At 62.4% G+C, this 17,208-nt stretch carries 13 protein-coding genes and 1 pseudogene; 9 read left to right on the top strand and 5 right to left on the bottom strand.

The window, feature by feature from the left end; genetic code table 11:
• Window positions 1-135: 135 nt before the first annotated feature.
• Genes CRO23_RS12540 through CRO23_RS12525 form a run of 4 tightly spaced genes read right to left on the bottom strand, consistent with a single transcriptional unit; the run spans window position 136 to window position 3,485 of the window.
• On the bottom strand, window positions 136-765 hold the full coding sequence (locus tag CRO23_RS12540) for an N-carbamoylsarcosine amidohydrolase (protein WP_016927839.1): 630 nt from the start codon (window positions 763-765) through the stop codon (window positions 136-138).
• A gap of 9 nt (window positions 766-774) precedes the next feature.
• Window positions 775-1,527, bottom strand: a complete 753-nt coding sequence (locus CRO23_RS12535) for a maleate cis-trans isomerase family protein (protein ID WP_097102109.1) — start codon at window positions 1,525-1,527, stop codon at window positions 775-777.
• 15 nt (window positions 1,528-1,542) lie between these two features.
• Entirely contained in the window at window positions 1,543-2,337 is a 795-nt protein-coding gene (locus tag CRO23_RS12530) for an alpha/beta hydrolase (RefSeq protein WP_049298976.1), read from the bottom strand.
• Window positions 2,334-3,485, bottom strand: coding sequence for an FAD-dependent monooxygenase (locus tag CRO23_RS12525; RefSeq protein ID WP_033634195.1), 1,152 nt, complete (start codon window positions 3,483-3,485; stop codon window positions 2,334-2,336). Before CRO23_RS12525 ends, CRO23_RS12530 begins: the two co-directional genes overlap by 4 nt.
• Before the next feature lie 326 nt (window positions 3,486-3,811).
• Here CRO23_RS12525 and CRO23_RS12520 point away from each other — a divergent pair, with 326 nt between their 5' ends.
• The 4 genes from CRO23_RS12520 (at window position 3,812) to CRO23_RS12505 (ending at window position 9,600) form a co-directional block, all read left to right on the top strand.
• Window positions 3,812-4,870, top strand: a complete 1,059-nt coding sequence (locus CRO23_RS12520; protein WP_097102107.1) for a 2,5-dihydroxypyridine 5,6-dioxygenase — start codon at window positions 3,812-3,814, stop codon at window positions 4,868-4,870.
• A gap of 66 nt (window positions 4,871-4,936) precedes the next feature.
• Complete coding sequence (locus tag CRO23_RS12515; RefSeq protein WP_097102105.1) at window positions 4,937-5,410, top strand: MarR family winged helix-turn-helix transcriptional regulator; 474 nt, start codon at window positions 4,937-4,939, stop codon at window positions 5,408-5,410.
• Window positions 5,411-5,495: 85 nt separating this feature from the next.
• Window positions 5,496-6,038, top strand: a complete 543-nt coding sequence (locus CRO23_RS12510) for a (2Fe-2S)-binding protein (RefSeq protein WP_033640422.1) — start codon at window positions 5,496-5,498, stop codon at window positions 6,036-6,038.
• Complete coding sequence (locus CRO23_RS12505; RefSeq protein WP_097102103.1) at window positions 6,031-9,600, top strand: molybdopterin cofactor-binding domain-containing protein; 3,570 nt, start codon at window positions 6,031-6,033, stop codon at window positions 9,598-9,600. The genes CRO23_RS12510 and CRO23_RS12505 overlap by 8 nt, the downstream gene beginning before the upstream one ends.
• Window positions 9,601-9,606: 6 nt before the next feature.
• Here the strand turns inward: CRO23_RS12505 and CRO23_RS12500 are convergent, their stop codons facing one another.
• Entirely contained in the window at window positions 9,607-10,488 is an 882-nt protein-coding gene (locus CRO23_RS12500; RefSeq protein WP_097102101.1) for a LysR family transcriptional regulator, read from the bottom strand.
• 107 nt (window positions 10,489-10,595) lie between these two features.
• Between CRO23_RS12500 and CRO23_RS12495 the strand changes: the two genes are divergently transcribed.
• The 5 genes and pseudogenes from CRO23_RS12495 (at window position 10,596) to CRO23_RS12470 (ending at window position 17,196) form a co-directional block, all read left to right on the top strand.
• Window positions 10,596-11,339: a sulfite exporter TauE/SafE family protein gene (locus CRO23_RS12495; protein WP_048796054.1), complete on the top strand. Its 744-nt coding sequence runs from the start codon at window positions 10,596-10,598 to the stop codon at window positions 11,337-11,339.
• Window positions 11,340-12,191: 852 nt separating this feature from the next.
• Window positions 12,192-13,487 carry an HlyD family secretion protein gene (locus tag CRO23_RS12485; RefSeq protein WP_255253507.1) on the top strand — a complete coding sequence of 432 codons (1,296 nt, stop codon included), beginning with the start codon at window positions 12,192-12,194 and terminating at the stop codon, window positions 13,485-13,487.
• A pseudogene (locus CRO23_RS12480) lies at window positions 13,382-13,714 on the top strand (HlyD family secretion protein); the annotation flags it as partial. The gene CRO23_RS12485 and the pseudogene CRO23_RS12480, both read left to right, overlap by 106 nt.
• A complete protein-coding gene (locus tag CRO23_RS12475; RefSeq protein ID WP_097102100.1) occupies window positions 13,707-15,806 on the top strand; it encodes a peptidase domain-containing ABC transporter in 2,100 nt (699 codons plus the stop codon). The pseudogene CRO23_RS12480 and the gene CRO23_RS12475, both read left to right, overlap by 8 nt.
• A 334-nt stretch (window positions 15,807-16,140) precedes the next feature.
• On the top strand, window positions 16,141-17,196 hold the full coding sequence (locus CRO23_RS12470; RefSeq protein WP_097102098.1) for a P1 family peptidase: 1,056 nt from the start codon (window positions 16,141-16,143) through the stop codon (window positions 17,194-17,196).
• Window positions 17,197-17,208: the final 12 nt, after the last annotated feature.

Genomic DNA, 17,208 nt, shown 5'->3' with positions numbered 1-17,208 from the left:
TCTCCAGGTGGTGCGTGTTGGCCTCCGCAGGAGGCGCCTGTTGTGTTTGCGTTGCATGGGCGCCGCCCTGTTTCGGGCGGTCGCGTGAGGCGCTGTCTGCGCCTTCGTTATTGTCGTGGCAGGTGAATCGTTGACTCATAACCGGTTCAGGTAGTCGAGCGCCTCCTGTTTGTGCACCACATCGCCGTATTTGCTGTCGATGTCGAACAGGTTGGCTTCGTGCGGGCCGGGGTGACGATCGCCGACGCACTCGCGCACCACCATGGCGCGAAAGCCGTGCTGCACCGCATCCACCGCGCTGGCGCGGATGCAGCCGCTGGTGGAACAGCCGATCATCAGCAGCGTGTCGATCCCTTGCGCCACCAGCAGCGGCGCCAGCGCGGTGCCGAAGAAGGCGCTGGCGTATTGCTTGCTCAGCACCACCTCATCGGCCAGCGGCGCCACCGGCGGGCAGAACGCCGCCAGCGGGTTGCCCGCCACCATGTCTTTCATCACCGGCGCTTTCTTCACCCACAGGCCGCCATCGGCAAAATGGCCTGCATGATAGCGGATATGGGTGTGGATCACCGGAATTCCCGTTCGGCGCGCGCAGGCCAGCAGCTCGCGGCTTTCCTCGACCGCGCTGACTACGCCCGGCGCGAACAGCGGCGCGCCTTCGGTGGTGTAGGCCTGCATAAAGTCGATCGCCAGCAGCGCCGGGCGCCGGCCGAAGCCGATGCGCTGGCCCCAGACGCCGCGATAGTTGTCGCTGAGGGTGTCGTTCATTCTGCCTCCTCAATAAGCGCCGGACAGCAGGGCGCCGGCGCCGGGAACGATCGGTTCCAGCTCCAGCGCGGTCAGCATCGCGTAAGTGGTGGCGATGGCGGCGGTGATCACCGGTTTGCCGGTTTGGGCCTCCACCGTCGGGACGGCCGGTAGCGAAGGCATCTGCACGCAGGCGGACAGCACGATAGCATCGACCTCGCGTAAGTCCATCTCGGCGACGATCCCCGGCAGCCTGGCCGGATCGTGCCGGCCGACGTCGAGGTTGTCCGAGATCTCCAGCGCGCGCCATACCTTGACCTCGATGCCTTCGTGCTGGATGTAGTCCACCACCAGCTGGGTCAGCGGTTTCATGTAGGGCGCCACCAGCGCGATGCGTTTGGCGCCGATCACCTTCAGGCCGTTGACCAGCGCGCCGGCGCTGCTGATGACCGGCGCGGCGGCCTGATTGTCTTTCGTCACCTGCGCCAGCCGGGCCTGCGATTCGCGGTGGTAACCCAGCCCCATCGCCATGATGGCCACCAGGCAGGCGTAGCCGAGCACGTCGACCCGCGCGTCGGACAGCTCCAGCGCGCAGCGATCGGACTCGGCGTCCATCGCCGCCAATTCTTCTTTATTGACGTGTTTCATGCGCATGCGGCTGGAGTGAAAGGTGAAACGCTCCGGGCGTATCAGCTGGCGCGCGCCCAGCATCGCCGGGATCTCGGTTTCCATCGTGGTGTTGGAGCTGGGCACGATCTGGCCGATGCGGTAGTGGTTGCTCATGTCGGTGTTCCTCAGTTAATCCAGAAAATCGCCCAGGGCGCGGAAGAAGCCGTCGAAATCGTCCCACGGGATCATGTGTCCGGCGTTCTCGACCTCGACGATGGCGATCTCCGGCTGCAGCGCGCGGATCTCCGCCCGGTCTTCGGGCTGAATGACGCCGCCTTTGCCCGCCGCCATCAACAGCGTCGGCATGGTCAGCTGCGGGTAGTCGCGGTGGCTGTCCACCTGATGAAAATCGTCGTAGGCGCGTTGGATCGCCGGCTCGTAGCAGGTATGCAGCCACTCGGCGCGCAGCTGGCGCTGTTCTTCGCTCCAGGTTGGGCAAAAGGCGCGCATCTGCTCGGCGCTCATACCCGGCAGCGACTGCCGGATGGAGTCGGCGTACCACGGCCATTGGCCGGGATAGGCGCGGCGGCCGGGGCCGGAAACCGGCGGATCGACCAGCACCAGTCGCCGCACGCCGGCGGGCCGCAAAACGGCTGCGCGCAGGGCGAAGCGGGCACCCATCGAATGGCCGAGCAGGGCGTAACTGTCCAGGTTCAGCGCGGCGGCGAAGGCGCTGACGTCCTGTGCGCAGGTCTCTGCGTCATAAGCCAGTTCCGGGCCGCTGGACGACAAACCGCGGCCGCGCACGTCGAGCACGTAGACGTCGTATTTTTCCCCCAGCCGCTCGGCGACGAAGCCCCAGGTGATCGCCGGGCTGGTGATGCCGGGGACCAGGATCAGCGCCGGGCCGTGGCCGCCGTAGCGCAGATAGTGTTGGCGAATGTCGTTGGCGTGAACGTGGGCGCCGTAGAGGAAGGTGCTCATGCGGCGTTCTCCGATTTCAGCGCTTGCGCATACAGGTCATAGCCGTAAACCCAGGCCGGATCTTCCTGGGTGCGCAGGAAGGTGTTGGCGTTGGACACCGCCTGCACCCTGGATGCGCGCTCCTTGCGGTTGGCTTCATACAGCTGGAAAGCGGTGCGGTAGTCGCTGAGGCCGGTTTCCTGCAGGCAGCGGGTCAGCATGGCGGCGTCTTCGATCGCCATCGCCGCGCCCTGCGCCATGTGCGGTTTCATCGGATGGCAGGCGTCGCCGAGCAGCACCAGACGGCCTTCGCTCCACAGCGGCAGCGGTTTGCGGTTCAGCAATGGCCATTTGGTGACCTGTTCGCTGGATTCGATCAGCGCCTGCACGATCGGGTGGTAGCCGGCGAAGGTCTCGAACATCTCTTCGCGGCTGCTGTCGATGAAGCTGCCTTGGAAATCCCAGGCCGGGTGCGGCACGCCGCTGACGTAGTAATACTCGTCGCGCCGTTGGGTGGTGTAGTAGACCATCAGATGGCGGTCCGCCGACCACCACTTCACGCAGTCTTCGAACGTCAGGTTGTATTTCGCCAGCTTCTCGCCGCGGATCAGCGCGCGGTGGGCCACCCAGCCGCTGTAGGTCGGCGCTTCAGCGCCCAGCAGGTGCTCGCGAATGCGCGAGTTGATGCCATCGGCGCCGATCACGATATCGGCGTGGGCCGAGGTGCCGTCGACGAAGTTCAGCACCACCTCGTCACCGCGATCTTCAATCTTGCTCAGGCACTTGCCGAAGTGCAGGGTGCCGGGCTGCAGCGCGGAGAGCTGCAACGCCTGCAAATCGCCGCGGTGCACCGTCACATAGGCGGCGCCGTACTCCCGGCGGGCGAAGGCACCCAGTTCGATGCGCGACAGGTAGTCGCCGCTTTCGGCGTCGCGGCTGAACCAGAAATCGGGATGAGACGCCATCTGCTCCAACCGCTGCTCAATACCGAGGCGGCGGAAAATCTTCAGTACGTTCGGCCCCATATGAATGCCCGCGCCGAGGCGTGAGAACGCCGGGCTCTGTTCATACAGATCGACGGTAAAGCCGGCTTTTTGCAGCAGCCCGGCGGCGGCGGCGCCCCCCAGCCCGGCGCCGACGACGGCGATGCGTGGTTGTTTGCTCATCATGTTTCCCCTGTCTGTTGGCTTTTTTCAGCGTAGGCCCAACGCGTGGCTGGACGATCGATTTATAGTGTATGCGCTAGATAACGCAAAGTTGCAAAAGTGTTAAATCAGATCTCGCTCACGCTAATTGACAGCGTGTTACTGTTAAACTCATGTTAATCACAGGATTGATGCGGGATGAAATAGGACTTTCTTATGGTGGATATTCGCAGCTTGCTTTCCTTTGCTTTTTTGACTTAGATGAAATGAGTGTGTTCGCTTTAAATTGTTTGAAAAATCACCGCCGCCTTGCGGGCGTCGGTGACCCTTGACGAGACAGGAGACAGGCCATGGCGGTCAATGAAACCCAGTTGGTACAGCTGTTCGAGCAGGTGCTTACGCTGTCGAAGGTCGATGCTTCGCAGAGCGTGGCGATTTTGAAAAGCCATTATTCCGATGCGCGCACGGTGCGCGCCGCGACCGACGCGGCGCTGCGGCTGGGCGCCAGGGTGTATGCCGTCGAACTGCCGGCATTCAACCATCCGCGAGCGATGGGCAACGACATGACCGCCTATTGCGGCGATACCGCGCTGACCGGCAATCTGGCGGCGCAGCGTGCGCTGGAGGCCGCCGACCTGATCGTCGATACCATGATGCTGCTGCATTCGCCGGAGCAGGAACAGATCCTGAAAACCGGCACCCGCATCCTGCTGGCGGTGGAGCCGCCGGAGGTGCTGGCGCGCATGTTGCCCAACGCGGAGGACAAGGCGCGGGTGCTGGCCGCCGCCGCCGTGCTGGAGCAGGCGAAGATGATGCAGGTGACCTCTGCCGCCGGCAGCGATTTCCGCGCGCCGCTGGGGCAATACCCGACGGTGACCGAGTACGGCTATGCCGATGAACCGGGGCGCTGGGATCACTGGCCGAGCGGTTTCCTGTTCACCTGGCCGAATGAGGAACAGGCGGAAGGGGTGCTGGTGCTGGAGGTCGGCGATATCTTGCTGCCGTTCAAAAGCTATGCGCGCGAACGCATCACGCTGGAGATCGAACAAGGGTTCGTCACCCGCATTCACGGCGGCTTCGAGGCGGAATACCTGCGCGAATACATGAAATACTTCGACGATCCGGAGGTGTACGGCATCTCGCACATCGGCTGGGGTCTGCAGCCGCGCGCCCAGTGGACGGCGATGGGCCTGCACGACAAGAACGACGGCATGTGCATGGACGCGCGCGCGTTCTACGGCAACTTCCTGTTCTCCACCGGGCCGAACACCGAAGTGGGCGGCACGCGCAAAACGCCTTGCCATATGGATATCGCGCTGCGCCGCTGCGACATTCGCCTCGACGGGCAAACGGTGGTGGCGGACGGTGAAGTGGTGGCGCCGGAGGCGTCGCGCGTGCGCCGGGCGTAATCGTTGCTGCCAACGGCGGGGGTTTGTACTATTCTCGTGGATTCCATAGATGGTGAGAGTAACGCAATGACGCCCCCCGAATACCCGTCAGCCGTGAGCGGCCAACCCGAAAATTATCATTTTACCGAGCAAGTCGGGCACCTGCTGCGCAAGGTTTATCAGCGCCACGTGGCGATTTTCCAGCAAAACGTCGGCGATTCGCAGCTGACGGCGGTGCAGTTCATCACCCTGTGCGCGGTGCGCGATATGGGGCCGAACTCGCTGACCGAGTTGGTGCAGGTGACGGCGGTGGATCAGGCCACCATCCGCGGCATCGTCGAACGGCTGAAGGCGCGCGATCTGATCACGGTGACGCCGGATCCGATCGATCGGCGCAAGGTGGTGGTCGGCCTCACCGACGCCGGCGGCGCGCTGCTGGCGGAAACGGTGCCGCAGGCGGCGAAAATCACAGAACTGACGTTCGGTACGCTGAACCCGGCCGAACGGATAGCGCTGATATTCCTGCTGAATAAAATGCTGGAAGAGCCTGCCACCGGCTGATTCGCCCGCGCAACGTCGGTTGCCTGGTGGTCGGCGGCGAGAGGCCAGCCCATAAGATCATCACGTGCAGGCGGAGACGCGAACAATGGCGATATCTGAAGTGCAATCGCCCAGGGACGGCGCGAAAACCACGCTGACGGAGCATCCGCTGATGCTGTCGGTGAACGGCGAACAGCTTCATGCGCAGGTGATGGCGGATACGCCGCTCTTGCTGGTACTGCGCAACGATCTGGCGCTCAACGGCCCGAAATACGGCTGCGGCCTGGGCGAATGCGGCGCGTGCACCGTGCTGATCGACGGCGTGGCGGCGCGCTCCTGCGTGATCCCGGCGCTCGGCGTGTCCGGCCGGGCGATCGTGACCCTGGAAGGCCTTGGCGATCGCCAGCGCCCGCACCCGGTGCAGCGCGCCTTTATCGAAGAGCAGGCGGCGCAATGCGGCTACTGTCTCAATGGCATGATCATGACCACCAAAGCCCTGTTGGATCGCAATCCCGCCCCGAGCGAGGCGGAGATCCGTCAGGCGCTGTCCGGCAACCTGTGCCGCTGCGGCACCCATCTCGAAATCCTGCGTGCGGTTCAGCGCGCCATCATTCTCTGCCGCGATGAGGACGCCCACGCCCATGACTGATTCCCGTGTCCCATCGCCGAGCCAGGCCGACTTGCTGCAGCGCGACGGCGTGCTGCTGATCGTCGACAGCGTGCAACCGCCGCCGGGGCTGGTGCCCAAGGGGCAAACGCCGGTGCTGAAGCCCAAAGAGCAGGGGCTGTTTATCGCCCTGTGCGGCAGCGGCGAAATCTATGCCTTTAACGGCCATGTCGATCTCGGCACCGGCGTGCGCACCGCGCTCGGGCAGATCGTCGCCGAAGAGCTGTACCTGCGCATGGATCAGGTGCAAATGGTGTTGGGTGATACCGAACGTGCGCCGAATCAGGGCGCCACCATCGCCAGCGCCACGCTGCAGATCTCCGCCGTGCCGCTGCGCAACGCCGCCGCCGAGGCGCGCCGTTGGCTGTTGCGCCAGGCGGCGCAGCGCTTCGATGCGCCGGTGGAACAGCTGACGCTGGAAGAGGGCGTGATCCGCAGCCCGCAGGGGCAGGCGCTCAGCTACGCCGAGCTGGTGGCCGGCGACCATGTCGAACTGCCGATTTCCGGCGACGCGCCGCTGAAACCGCAGGCGGAATATCGCCTGGTGGGCACCAGCGCCGCGCGCGTCGATATTCCGGCCAAGGCGACCGGCGAAACCACCTACGTACACGATATGCGCCTGCCGAACATGCTGCATGGCCGAGTGGTGCGTCCGCCCTATGCCGGGTACGACAGCGGCGAATTCGTCGGCACCAGTCTGCTGGCGGTGGACGAAACCTCGATCGCGCATATTCCCGGCATCGTCAAACTGGTGGTGATCGGCGATTTCATCGGCATTGTCGCCGAGCGCGAAGAGCAGGCGATTAAGGCGGCGCAGGCGCTGCAGGTCAGCTGGAAAGACTGGCGCCGCAATTTGCCGCAGATGACCGACGTGGCGCAGGCGCTGCGCGACAACCCGCATTCGACCCGGGTGGTGCACGATACCGGCGACGTGGACGCGGCGCTGGCGGCGGCTGACAGGCGTTTCACCCGCAGCTACCTGTGGCCGTATCAGCTTCATGCCTCTATTGGCCCTTCCTGCGCGCTGGCGGACTACCGACCGGAGCGTCTGCAGGTCTGGTCAGGCAGCCAGAACCCGCACCTGCTGCGCGCCGATCTGGCCTGGCTGCTGGAGTACCCGGAAGCGCAGATCGAGATCGTTCGCATGGAGGCGGCCGGCTGCTATGGCCGCAATTGCGCCGATGACGTCTGCGCCGACGCGGCGCTGCTGTCGCGCGCGGTGGGCCGGCCGGTGCGGGTGCAGCTGACCCGCGAGCAAGAGCATGTGTGGGAACCGAAGGGCACGGCGCAGCTGATGGAGGTGGACGGCGGGCTGGACGCCGCCGGGCACCCGGTCGCCTACGATTTTCGCACCTATTATCCTTCCAACGGCGCGCCGACGCTGGCGCTGTTGCTGACCGGCCGGGTCGAGCCGCTGCCGGTGGCCTATGAAATGGGCGACCGCACCTCGGTGCCGCCATACGAATATCCGTCGCTGCGCGTCAGCATCGAGGACATGGCGCCGATCGTGCGCGCCTCCTGGATGCGCGGCGTTTCCGCCTTGCCCAACACCTTCGCCCACGAGTCTTATATCGATGAGCTGGCCCACGCCGCCGGCGTCGATCCGCTGGAGTATCGGCTGCGCTACATCCATGATGAACGCGCCAGTGAACTGATGCGCAGCACCGCAGAACGCGCCGGCTGGACGCCGCATACCGAACCGATGCAGACCCCGGCGGAAGACGGCGTGCTGCGCGGGCGCGGCTTTGCCTACGCCCGTTACATCCACAGCAAGTTTCCCGGCTTTGGCGCGGCCTGGGCCGCCTGGGTGGCCGACGTGGCGATCGACAAAGCCAGCGGCGAAGTGGCGGTGACGCGCATCGTGGTCGGCCACGACGCGGGCATGATGGTCAACCCGGACGGCGTGCGCCACCAAATTCACGGCAACGTATTGCAATCGACCAGCCGGGTATTGAAAGAGCGCGTGACCTTTGAGGAATCGACGGTCTCCGCCAAAGAGTGGGGGGCTTACCCGATCCTGACCTTCCCGGAGGTGCCGGAGGTGGACGTGGTGATGATGCCGCGCCCTTACGATCCGCCGCTGGGCGCCGGGGAGTCGGCATCGGTGCCCAGCGCGGCGGCCATCGCCAACGCGGTGTTCGACGCCACCGGCATTCGTTTTCGCGAGCTGCCGATCACCTCGGACAAGCTGCGAGAGGCGTTGAACGGGCCGGACGCCGAGCGGCAGGCCGCGCCGCCCAAGAAAAAGAAGCGCGGCAAATGGTGGTTCGGCGGCGCGGCGGGGCTGTTCGGCGCCGTGCTGGGCATCGCCGGCAGCGCCTTGCCGTGGCGTGCGGAGATCGCGCCGGTGGCGACGCCCGGCGCCGGCACCTGGTCGGCCGCCACGCTGGAGCGCGGTCGTCAATTGGCCGCCGCCGGAGACTGCGCGGTTTGCCATACCGCGTCGGAAGGGGCGACCAACGCCGGCGGGTTGGCGATGGCGACGCCGTTCGGCACGCTCTACAGCACCAACATTACCCCGGACGTGGCGACCGGCATCGGCAACTGGTCGTTTACCGCATTCGATCGGGCGATGCGTCAGGGCATCGCCCGCGACGGCCGCCACCTCTATCCGGCATTTCCTTACACGGCATTCAGTAAAATGACCGACGGCGACATGCAGGCGCTGTACGCTTATCTGATGTCGCAACCGGCGGTGCGCCAGAGCAATCCGGCCAATCAGATGCGCTTCCCGTTTAACCTGCGGCCGCTGATGGCGGGCTGGAACGCGCTGTTCCTGCGCCAGGGGGAATATCAACCCGATCCGCAACAAAGCGCGCAGTGGAATCGCGGCGCCTATCTGGTCAACGGGCTCGGTCACTGCGCCGCCTGCCATTCGCCGCGCAATCTGCTGGGGGCGGAAAAGGGCGGAGCGGCTTTCCTGGCGGGGGGGATGGTGGACGGGTGGGAAGCGCCGGCGCTGAATCAATTGGCCAACGCGGACAAACCCTGGACCGAGGAACAGCTGTTTCAGTACTTCCGCAGCGGGCATTCCGCCGAGCACGGTGTGGCGGCCGGGCCGATGGGGCCGGTGGTCAGCGAACTGGCGACGTTGCCGCAGAGCGATCTGCGGGCGATGGCCAACTATGTGATGTCGCTGAGCGCCAAGGCGACGCTGAATGTGGAACCGCAGGCGCAGTTGGCGGCCCGCGCGTTGCCTGTGGGTCAACTGGCGGGCGAGCGGTTGTTTCAGGGCGCTTGCCAGGCCTGCCACAGCGCCGCCGCCGGCGGACCGCAGCTGTTCGGCGTCAGCCCGGATCTGGCCAATAACACCAATATCTTCAGCGATCGCCCCGATAACCTGATCAAGGTGATCCTGCAAGGGATCCCCAAACCGGCCACCGCCGAATTGGGCTTTATGCCGGGCTTTAAGGACAGCTTTTCCGATCGGCAGGTGACGGCACTGGTGAATTATCTGCGCCAACGCTATGCCGGCGACAAACCGGCCTGGCGCGACGTGGAGGCTCAGGTGGCGCGGCTGCGCGCAGAGCCGGGCACGCACTGAGCCGCCTCAGGCTTGGCGCAGGAACGCCACCAGCCGCTGCGCCGGCAGCGGCAGCTGCGCCAGGTCACGCACCGCGATCGACAGGCGTCGGGTCGCCCACTCGTCCGTCAGCGGCAGGGCGCCGTGTCGGATCTCCGGATGGCGTTGGGCGCTCTCTTCCGGCACCACCGCCAGCCCGGCGCCGCGCAGCACCATGCGACAGATGGCGTCGAAATTAGCCGCACGCGCCCGCAGCCGCATCGGGCCGCCGCTGCGTATCGCCAGCTGTTCCAGATGCTGTTGCAGCGCACTCTCTTCCGGCAGACCGATGAAATCAAAAGGCAGGGCGTCCGCAAAGCTGAGCGTGCGGCGGCCGCTGAGCGCATGCCCCGGCGGCAGCGCCAGCACCAGACGATCCTGGCGAAAAGGGTAACTTGTCAGCCCGCGCAGATCGGCGTGGTCCGCCACGATGCCGATATCCGCCGCCCGTTCGGCGATGGCCTGCGCGATGGCCGGGCTGGGCAGCTCCTCCAGCGCGATGTCGGTGTGCGGGTGCAGCACCAGAAAATCCGCCAACAGCTCCGGCAGAAAAGCGTCGGCGGCGACGGTATTGGCGACGATGCGCAGCTGGCTGCGCTGGCCCGGCGCGAACTCGGCCATATCACCCCGCAGCCGGTCGAGCTGTTGCAGCAGCACACGCGCGTGTTGCAACAGGCGCTCACCGGCGGACGTCGCCTGGACGCCGCGTGGATTGCGCGTCAACAGCGCCACGCCGGCCTGTTGTTCCAGCCCGCGCATGCGGGCGCTGGCGGCGGCCAGCGACAGCCCGACGCGCTCGGCGCCGGCGGTGATGCTGCCGGTTTCGAGCACCGCCGCCAACAGCCGCAGATCGATAAAGTCAAAATGCATGCGTTCTTCCTCTGTCTTTGCCGCAGGCAGGCTCTGCCATTGCCGCATTGTGCCGCGGCGCGGCGCCAGCCACAATCGGGCCGTTGATTCGCCATAAGGATAGACGCATGTCGCTGACGTTACTTGAGATTATCGCCCTGACGGGCATTTTTACGCTGGCCGGCACGGTCAAAGGGGCGATCGGTCTGGGATTGCCGACGGTGTCGATGGGGTTGCTCAGCCTGATGATGCCGCCGGGGCAGGCCGCCGCGTTGCTGCTGTTGCCCTCGCTGATCACCAACCTGTGGCAGTTGCTGTGCGGGCCGCGGTTGGGGGCGCTGTGCCGGCGACTCTGGCCGATGATGCTGTGCGTCATGCTGGGCACGTTATTGAGCGCCGGCGCGCTCACCGACATCGACGGCCGCCTGGCGCCGCTGGCGCTGGGCGTTTGCCTGATCGGCTATGCGCTGCTGGGTTTTACCCGTTTCGACTGGCGCGTTTCCGCCACGGCAGAGCCTTGGTTGGGACCGCTGTGTGGCCTGGTGACCGGTACGCTGACCGGCGCCACCGGCGTATTCGTCATACCGGCGGTGCCCTATCTGAACGCATTGGGCCTGGCGCGTGACGATCTGGTGCAGGCGCTGGGGTTGTCGTTCACCGTCTCGACGCTGGCGCTGGCCGCCGGATTAGCCTGGCATCAGGCGCTGCCCGCTACGCTGCTCGGCGGTTCGCTGTTGGCGCTGTTGCCGGCGCTTGCCGGCATGTGGCTGGGGGAGAGGGTGCGTCGTCATTGGCGCCCGCAGCTGTTCCGCCGCCTCTTCTTTATTGGGTTATTAATCTTGGGCGTTGAGATTATTTGGCGATTCAATTAATTGAATCGATAGTGCCTACGTGTAATTAGGTTCGGTATATTATTCCGGGTTTTATTCTAATATGATTGTTTTCAATGTTTAAAATATAATTTTCTTATTGGATTTTTTATGAAATACAGAGTGGTTATGGATTGTCATTAGTGTGTTTTACTTTTGCCGCTACAGCTATTTTTAATGACTGTAAAACCGGTAAACCCATAGGAGAGTATTTATGAGGGAAATTTTAAGCAGCCAATTCGATGCGGTGTCGGGTGGATGGCAGGATCGCGATGGGAGTGGAAAAAGATCGTCTGATAACGGAGAGGGGGTATATGATGAATAGATATTTTTTTTATAAAGAGTGATGAATCAAAAGTGCTAAGAAAGGAAGTGGTTACGCGAGAAATAATTAAAGACATGAAGCAGAAGGGGTTCAGAAAGCATCATGTCGAAGTAGAGGCTGATAACGAAAGCGATGCCATTAAAAAAATAAATAAGAACAGCAATGATTATTTGGATTCATTGAGGTGTTTTTCCGGTGATTTATTGTTTTGTTCTATTTTTGTTATTGTTATGACGATCGTCTATTTTGCCACGATGAAAATGAGTTAGGGTCAGGTACTGTTGAATTTGAAGAAATAAAAAGGCTTATCGAACTGGAACTCTCTGATTTTCCCTGGATATGACATTGCCATTGAGTGAAACATACGTGCATAAAAATCTATTGGCGCCAGGATCACTCAGAAGATTTAAAGGCGTTTACTTTAATAGTTTCATATCCTCTCGCCAAAATTAACTGACCTGCTGCTTGTTTTATTGTCAATACAATAGCCTGTGAATTTGAATGTTAGCTATCAATAAGGGATGCCGATCATGTTTCGCCAGGAAGCGATCGATAATCAGAGAATGAAATGGCGTGGCAGGGCGCTCCTGCTACCCGGTATTCCCGTTTGGGGCACGACAGGGCTCTGCCTGTTTTTCTTCATCGCCTTTCTCACCTTCGCGATCGCCGGTACCTATACCCGGCGGGTCAACGTGACCGGCGAGATCAGCACTTATCCGCGCGCCGCCAACGTCTATTCCGCCGTCCAAGGGATAGTGGTCAAACAATTCGTCACCGAAGGGCAGGTGATTGCCGTTGGTGCCCCCATTTACCAGATTGACGTCAGCAAGAGCACCCGTAGCGGTGTGATCAGCGACAACCAGCGCCGGGATATCGATGGCCAGCTGGCACGCATTGCGCAAATCATCAACCGACTGGAAAGCGGCAAGCAGGCCACGCTTATCATGCTGGAACAACAGAAGGCGCAATACACCGCTGCATTCACCCGCTCCACTGATATCCTCAAACGCGCCCAGGAAGGGATACGCATCATGAAGGAAAACATGGAGAACTACCGGCACTATCAGACCAAGGGGCTGATCAATAAGGATCAGCTCACCAACCAGGTGGCGCTGTATTACCAGCAGCAGAACAACCTGCTGGGCCTGTCCGGCCAGAACGAACAGAATGCGCTGCAGATCACCGCGCTGGAAAGCCAGATCCATATCCAGGGTGCCGAATTCGACAACCAGATTTACCAGATGGAGCTGCAGCGCTACGAGCTGCAAAAGGAGCGGCAAAACATAGATGCCACTGGCGATATTATCGTTCGCGCGCTGGCCGGAGGCCGTATCGATTCGCTGAGCGTCACGGTTGGCCAAATGGTCAACGTCGGCGACAGTCTGCTGCAGATTATCCCGCAAAACATCGATCGCTATGCCCTGGTGCTCTGGGTGCCCAACGACGCCATCCCCTACATCGCCGCCGGCGATAAGGTCAATGTGCGCTATGACGCCTTTCCGGCGGAGAAATTTGGTCAGTTCGCCGGCACAGTGTCCGTCATCTCCAAAGCCCCGGCTTCGCCGCAGGAAATGCTGACCTACCAGGGAGCGCCCAAAGCGGCGCTGACCGCCGCCGGGCCGTACTACAAGGTGATCGTCATGCCGGAGAAACAGGCCATTGCCTATGACGGTAAACGCCTCAGCCTGGAAAACGGCATGAAAGCGCAAAGCACTCTGTTAAGGTCAATGTGCGCTATGACGCCTTTCCGGCGGAGAAATTTGGTCAGTTCGCCGGCACAGTGTCCGTCATCTCCAAAGCCCCGGCTTCGCCGCAGGAAATGCTGACCTACCAGGGAGCGCCCAAAGCGGCGCTGACCGCCGCCGGGCCGTACTACAAGGTGATCGTCATGCCGGAGAAACAGGCCATTGCCTATGACGGTAAACGCCTCAGCCTGGAAAACGGCATGAAAGCGCAAAGCACTCTGTTTCTGGAAAAAAGGAAGATGTATCAATGGATGCTGTCGCCGTTCTACGACATGAAACACAGCGCGACGGGGCCAGTCAATGAGTAGGACCACATTCAAACAACGGGTCAGCCAACTGGATCTGCGGTTGCGCCACCGGGTTTCGATGGTGCACCAGACCGAGTCGTCGGAATGCGGGCTGGCCTGTCTGGCGATGATTTGCGGTTATTACGGCAAAAACATCGACCTGATCGCGCTGCGCCGGCAGTTCAACCTGTCATCCCGCGGTGCAACGCTGGTTGGACTGACCGGTATCGCCGAGCAATTGGGGTTGAGCACCCGTCCCCTGTCTCTGGATCTGGACGAACTCGGCGCGCTAAAACTGCCCTGCATTCTGCACTGGGAATTCAACCATTTCGTGGTGCTGGTCAGCGTCAAAGGCCACCGCGCGGTGCTGCACGATCCGGCGCGCGGGCGCCGGGCCGTCAGCCTGACGGAACTGTCGCACAGTTTCACCGGCGTAGCGCTTGAGGCCTGGCCCGGCAGCGAATTCACCGCCGACAGCGTCCGCCATCGCATTCATCTTCGCACGCTGATCGGCAGCGTGCATGGCCTCAAGCGGGCGCTCGGCAAAATCTTTTGCCTGTCTCTGGTGTTCGAAACCATCAACCTGGTGATGCCCATCGGCACGCAGCTGGTGATGGATCACGCTATTCCTGCCGGAGATCGCGGGTTACTGTCGCTCATCTGCGCCGGATTGATGCTCTTTATCTTGTTGCGGGCCGCCATCGGCATGGTGCGGGCATGGTCAGGATTGGTCATGGCGACGCTTATCAACGTTCAGTGGCAGGCCGGGTTGTTCACCCATCTGTTGCGCCTGCCACTCGGTTACTTTGAACGTCGTAAACTGGGTGACATTCAGTCACGCTTCGGTTCACTGGATACGCTGCGCAGCACTTTCACCACCAGTATCGTCGGCGCCATCATGGACGGCATCATGGTGATCGGTGTGTTGGTGATGATGGTGCTGTATGGCGGCTGGCTGACCTGGGTAGTGCTCACTTTCACTGCGCTTTATGTGTTGATGCGGCTGCTGACCTATGGATATTACCGTCAGCTGTCCGAGGAGGCGCTGGTGAGAGAGGCTCGGGCCGGCTCGTATTTTATGGAAACGCTGTACGGTATCGCTACCGTCAAGATGCAGGGCATGGCAGAACGCCGCATCGCTCACTGGCTAAACCTTGAAATCGACACCATCAACACGGGTATCCGCGTCACCAGGATGGACATGCTGTTTGGCGGGATCAACACCTTCATAGCGGCGTGTGACCAGATCGTCATTCTGTGGTTGGGAACCAGCCTGGTGATCGATAATCAGATGACCCTCGGCATGTTCGTGGCGTTCGGCGCCTTTCGGGGGCAGTTCTCCGACCGCATCGGGTCGCTGACGGAATTTTTGCTGCAGCTGCGCATGATGAGCCTGCATAACGAGCGCATCGCTGATATCGCCCTGCATCCGCGGGAGGCGCGTAAACCCGATCACCCATACACGGCGGGCCTGCAACCTTTGGGATTGACGACCCATGCCCTGAGCTATCGTTACGACAGCCAGTCACCGGCTATTTTTGATGGCCTGGACATCAGCGTTGCGCCAGGCGAAAGCGTGGCCATCGTGGGCCCGTCCGGCGCCGGCAAAACCACGTTGATGAAGGTGCTGTGCGGACTGTTTACCCCAGATTCGGGGCGGGTTGAGGTGAACGGCGTCGATATCCGGCAGCTCGGCATCAACAACTACCACAAAATGATTGCCTGCGTGATGCAGGACGACAAACTGTTCTCCGGCTCGATCCGGGAAAATATCTGCGGGTTCGCGGACGAGATGGATGATGCCTGGATGGAAGCCTGTGCCCGTGCCAGCTATCTGCATGAGGTGATCATGCGCATGCCGATGGGGTATGAAACCCCGATCGGCGAGTTGGGGGAGGGATTGTCTGGCGGGCAAAAACAACGGTTATTCATAGCCCGGGCAATCTACAAAAAACCGGCTATTTTGTTCCTGGACGAGGCCACCAGCGCGCTGGATAAGGAGAGCGAAGCTGCCGTGAATCAGGCAATTAAGAGACTCAACATCACTAAGCTGATCATTGCCCATCGTGAAACGACCATTGCGTCGGCAGATCGAGTTATACATTTTGGATAAGGGGGATATCCCCCGCGGCACCGGCCATTTACACTGTTTTTCCCCCTAAAAACCCAATAGGTTCAGGCCGCCGATGCCGCCGCCAATGACGATTGCTTTCATCGGGCTGTTCTCCTCGCATGGCGATAACCGAAGCGGCGATTATCGTACCCGCTAGCCGGGGCGGTGGCGCGCGGGCTGACGTAGAGGGGCGGCCGCAAACGCAAAGTGGTGCAGGCAATGAACGGCGACGGGGCAAGGCGATTTTTGCTGCCCGCTTCCGCTTTCAATTTACGGCGCGGCGCATTGCGCGATATTCTGGTTTTCTGATGGGCTGACGGCGGATGAGGGAACCATGACAGACAGCCAGGCGTTTGAACAACAAAGCCTCGACAATCTGCTGAGCTATTGGCGGCGCCATCGCCGCCTGCCGGGCGCGCGCTATCCGGCCGGCCCGACCGACACCCTGTGCGACGTGCCGGGCGTCAGCGTCGGGCATCACACGCTGGCCGACGGCGAATGCCAGACCGGCGTTACCGCCATCGTGCCGCCGGGCGATCTGTTTAACCAGCCGCTGCCGTGTGGCAGCGCGGTGCTCAACGGCTTCGCCAAGCCGCTGGGGCTGGTGCAGCTGAACGAGCTGGGGGTGCTGCAAACGCCTATTCTGCTGAGCAACACCTTCGCCGTCGGCACGCTGTTCAACGCCATGGTGCGGCGCAGCTGTCTGCGTTACCCGCAGATCGGCCGCGGCAGCGCCACCATTAACCCGCTGGTGCTGGAGTGCAACGACGGTTACCTCAACGATATTCAGGCGATGGCGGTGCGTGAGGAGCACGTCTTCAGCGCGCTGGATAACCATTCCACCCGCTTTGCGCGCGGCAGCGTCGGCGCCGGGCGCGGCATGAGCAGTTTCGGCTTGAAGGGCGGCATCGGCACCGCCTCACGCTATTGCCCTGGGCTTGGCACCACGCTCGGCGTGCTGGTGCTGGCCAATTTCGGCACCCTCGACTCGCTGACGCTGAGCGGCGTGCGCGTCGGCCAGGCGCTGGGCAAACTGTTGGCGGACTCGCCGCCGCAGGTGGACGCCGGTTCGGTCATCATCATCATCGCCTGCGATCGGGCGCTGGACAGCCGCCAGCTGAACCGCATCGCCCGCCGCGCGGGCGCGGGTCTGGGGCGGGTAGGCAGCCATTGGGGGCACGGCTCCGGCGACATCGCGCTGGCGTTCTCCACCCGGTTGCTGGGGGCCACGCTGCCGGACGAACGGCTGGAGCCGCTGTTTGCGGCGGCCGCGGACGCCACCGAATATGCGGTGTTGGATGCGTTGCTGAGCGCCGAGGGCGTCAGCGGTTTCCAGCAGCATGCGCGCGTGGCGCTGGGCCCGCTGCTCGATCGGCTGGCGGCAAATTAAATAACGGGAGTG

Source organism: Serratia sp. JKS296, from assembly GCF_900215445.1.
GTDB classification, from domain to species: Bacteria; Pseudomonadota; Gammaproteobacteria; order Enterobacterales; family Enterobacteriaceae; genus Serratia; species Serratia marcescens.
The sequence above is the reverse complement of the archived record's forward strand: the minus strand, read 5'-3'. Positions and strand labels throughout refer to the sequence as shown.

What these genes read in the sequence shown, in the direction of transcription:
- CRO23_RS12540 (WP_016927839.1), bottom strand. Translation starts at nt 765, where the DNA reads ATGAACGACACCCTCAGCGACAACTATCGCGGCGTCTGGGGCCAGCGC.
- CRO23_RS12535 (WP_097102109.1), bottom strand. Translation starts at nt 1,527, where the DNA reads ATGAGCAACCACTACCGCATCGGCCAGATCGTGCCCAGCTCCAACACC.
- CRO23_RS12530 (WP_049298976.1), bottom strand. Translation starts at nt 2,337, where the DNA reads ATGAGCACCTTCCTCTACGGCGCCCACGTTCACGCCAACGACATTCGC.
- CRO23_RS12525 (WP_033634195.1), bottom strand. Translation starts at nt 3,485, where the DNA reads ATGATGAGCAAACAACCACGCATCGCCGTCGTCGGCGCCGGGCTGGGG.
- CRO23_RS12520 (WP_097102107.1), top strand. Translation starts at nt 3,812, where the DNA reads ATGGCGGTCAATGAAACCCAGTTGGTACAGCTGTTCGAGCAGGTGCTT.
- CRO23_RS12515 (WP_097102105.1), top strand. Translation starts at nt 4,937, where the DNA reads ATGACGCCCCCCGAATACCCGTCAGCCGTGAGCGGCCAACCCGAAAAT.
- CRO23_RS12510 (WP_033640422.1), top strand. Translation starts at nt 5,496, where the DNA reads ATGGCGATATCTGAAGTGCAATCGCCCAGGGACGGCGCGAAAACCACG.
- CRO23_RS12505 (WP_097102103.1), top strand. Translation starts at nt 6,031, where the DNA reads ATGACTGATTCCCGTGTCCCATCGCCGAGCCAGGCCGACTTGCTGCAG.
- CRO23_RS12500 (WP_097102101.1), bottom strand. Translation starts at nt 10,488, where the DNA reads ATGCATTTTGACTTTATCGATCTGCGGCTGTTGGCGGCGGTGCTCGAA.
- CRO23_RS12495 (WP_048796054.1), top strand. Translation starts at nt 10,596, where the DNA reads ATGTCGCTGACGTTACTTGAGATTATCGCCCTGACGGGCATTTTTACG.
- CRO23_RS12485 (WP_255253507.1), top strand. Translation starts at nt 12,192, where the DNA reads ATGTTTCGCCAGGAAGCGATCGATAATCAGAGAATGAAATGGCGTGGC.
- CRO23_RS12475 (WP_097102100.1), top strand. Translation starts at nt 13,707, where the DNA reads ATGAGTAGGACCACATTCAAACAACGGGTCAGCCAACTGGATCTGCGG.
- CRO23_RS12470 (WP_097102098.1), top strand. Translation starts at nt 16,141, where the DNA reads ATGACAGACAGCCAGGCGTTTGAACAACAAAGCCTCGACAATCTGCTG.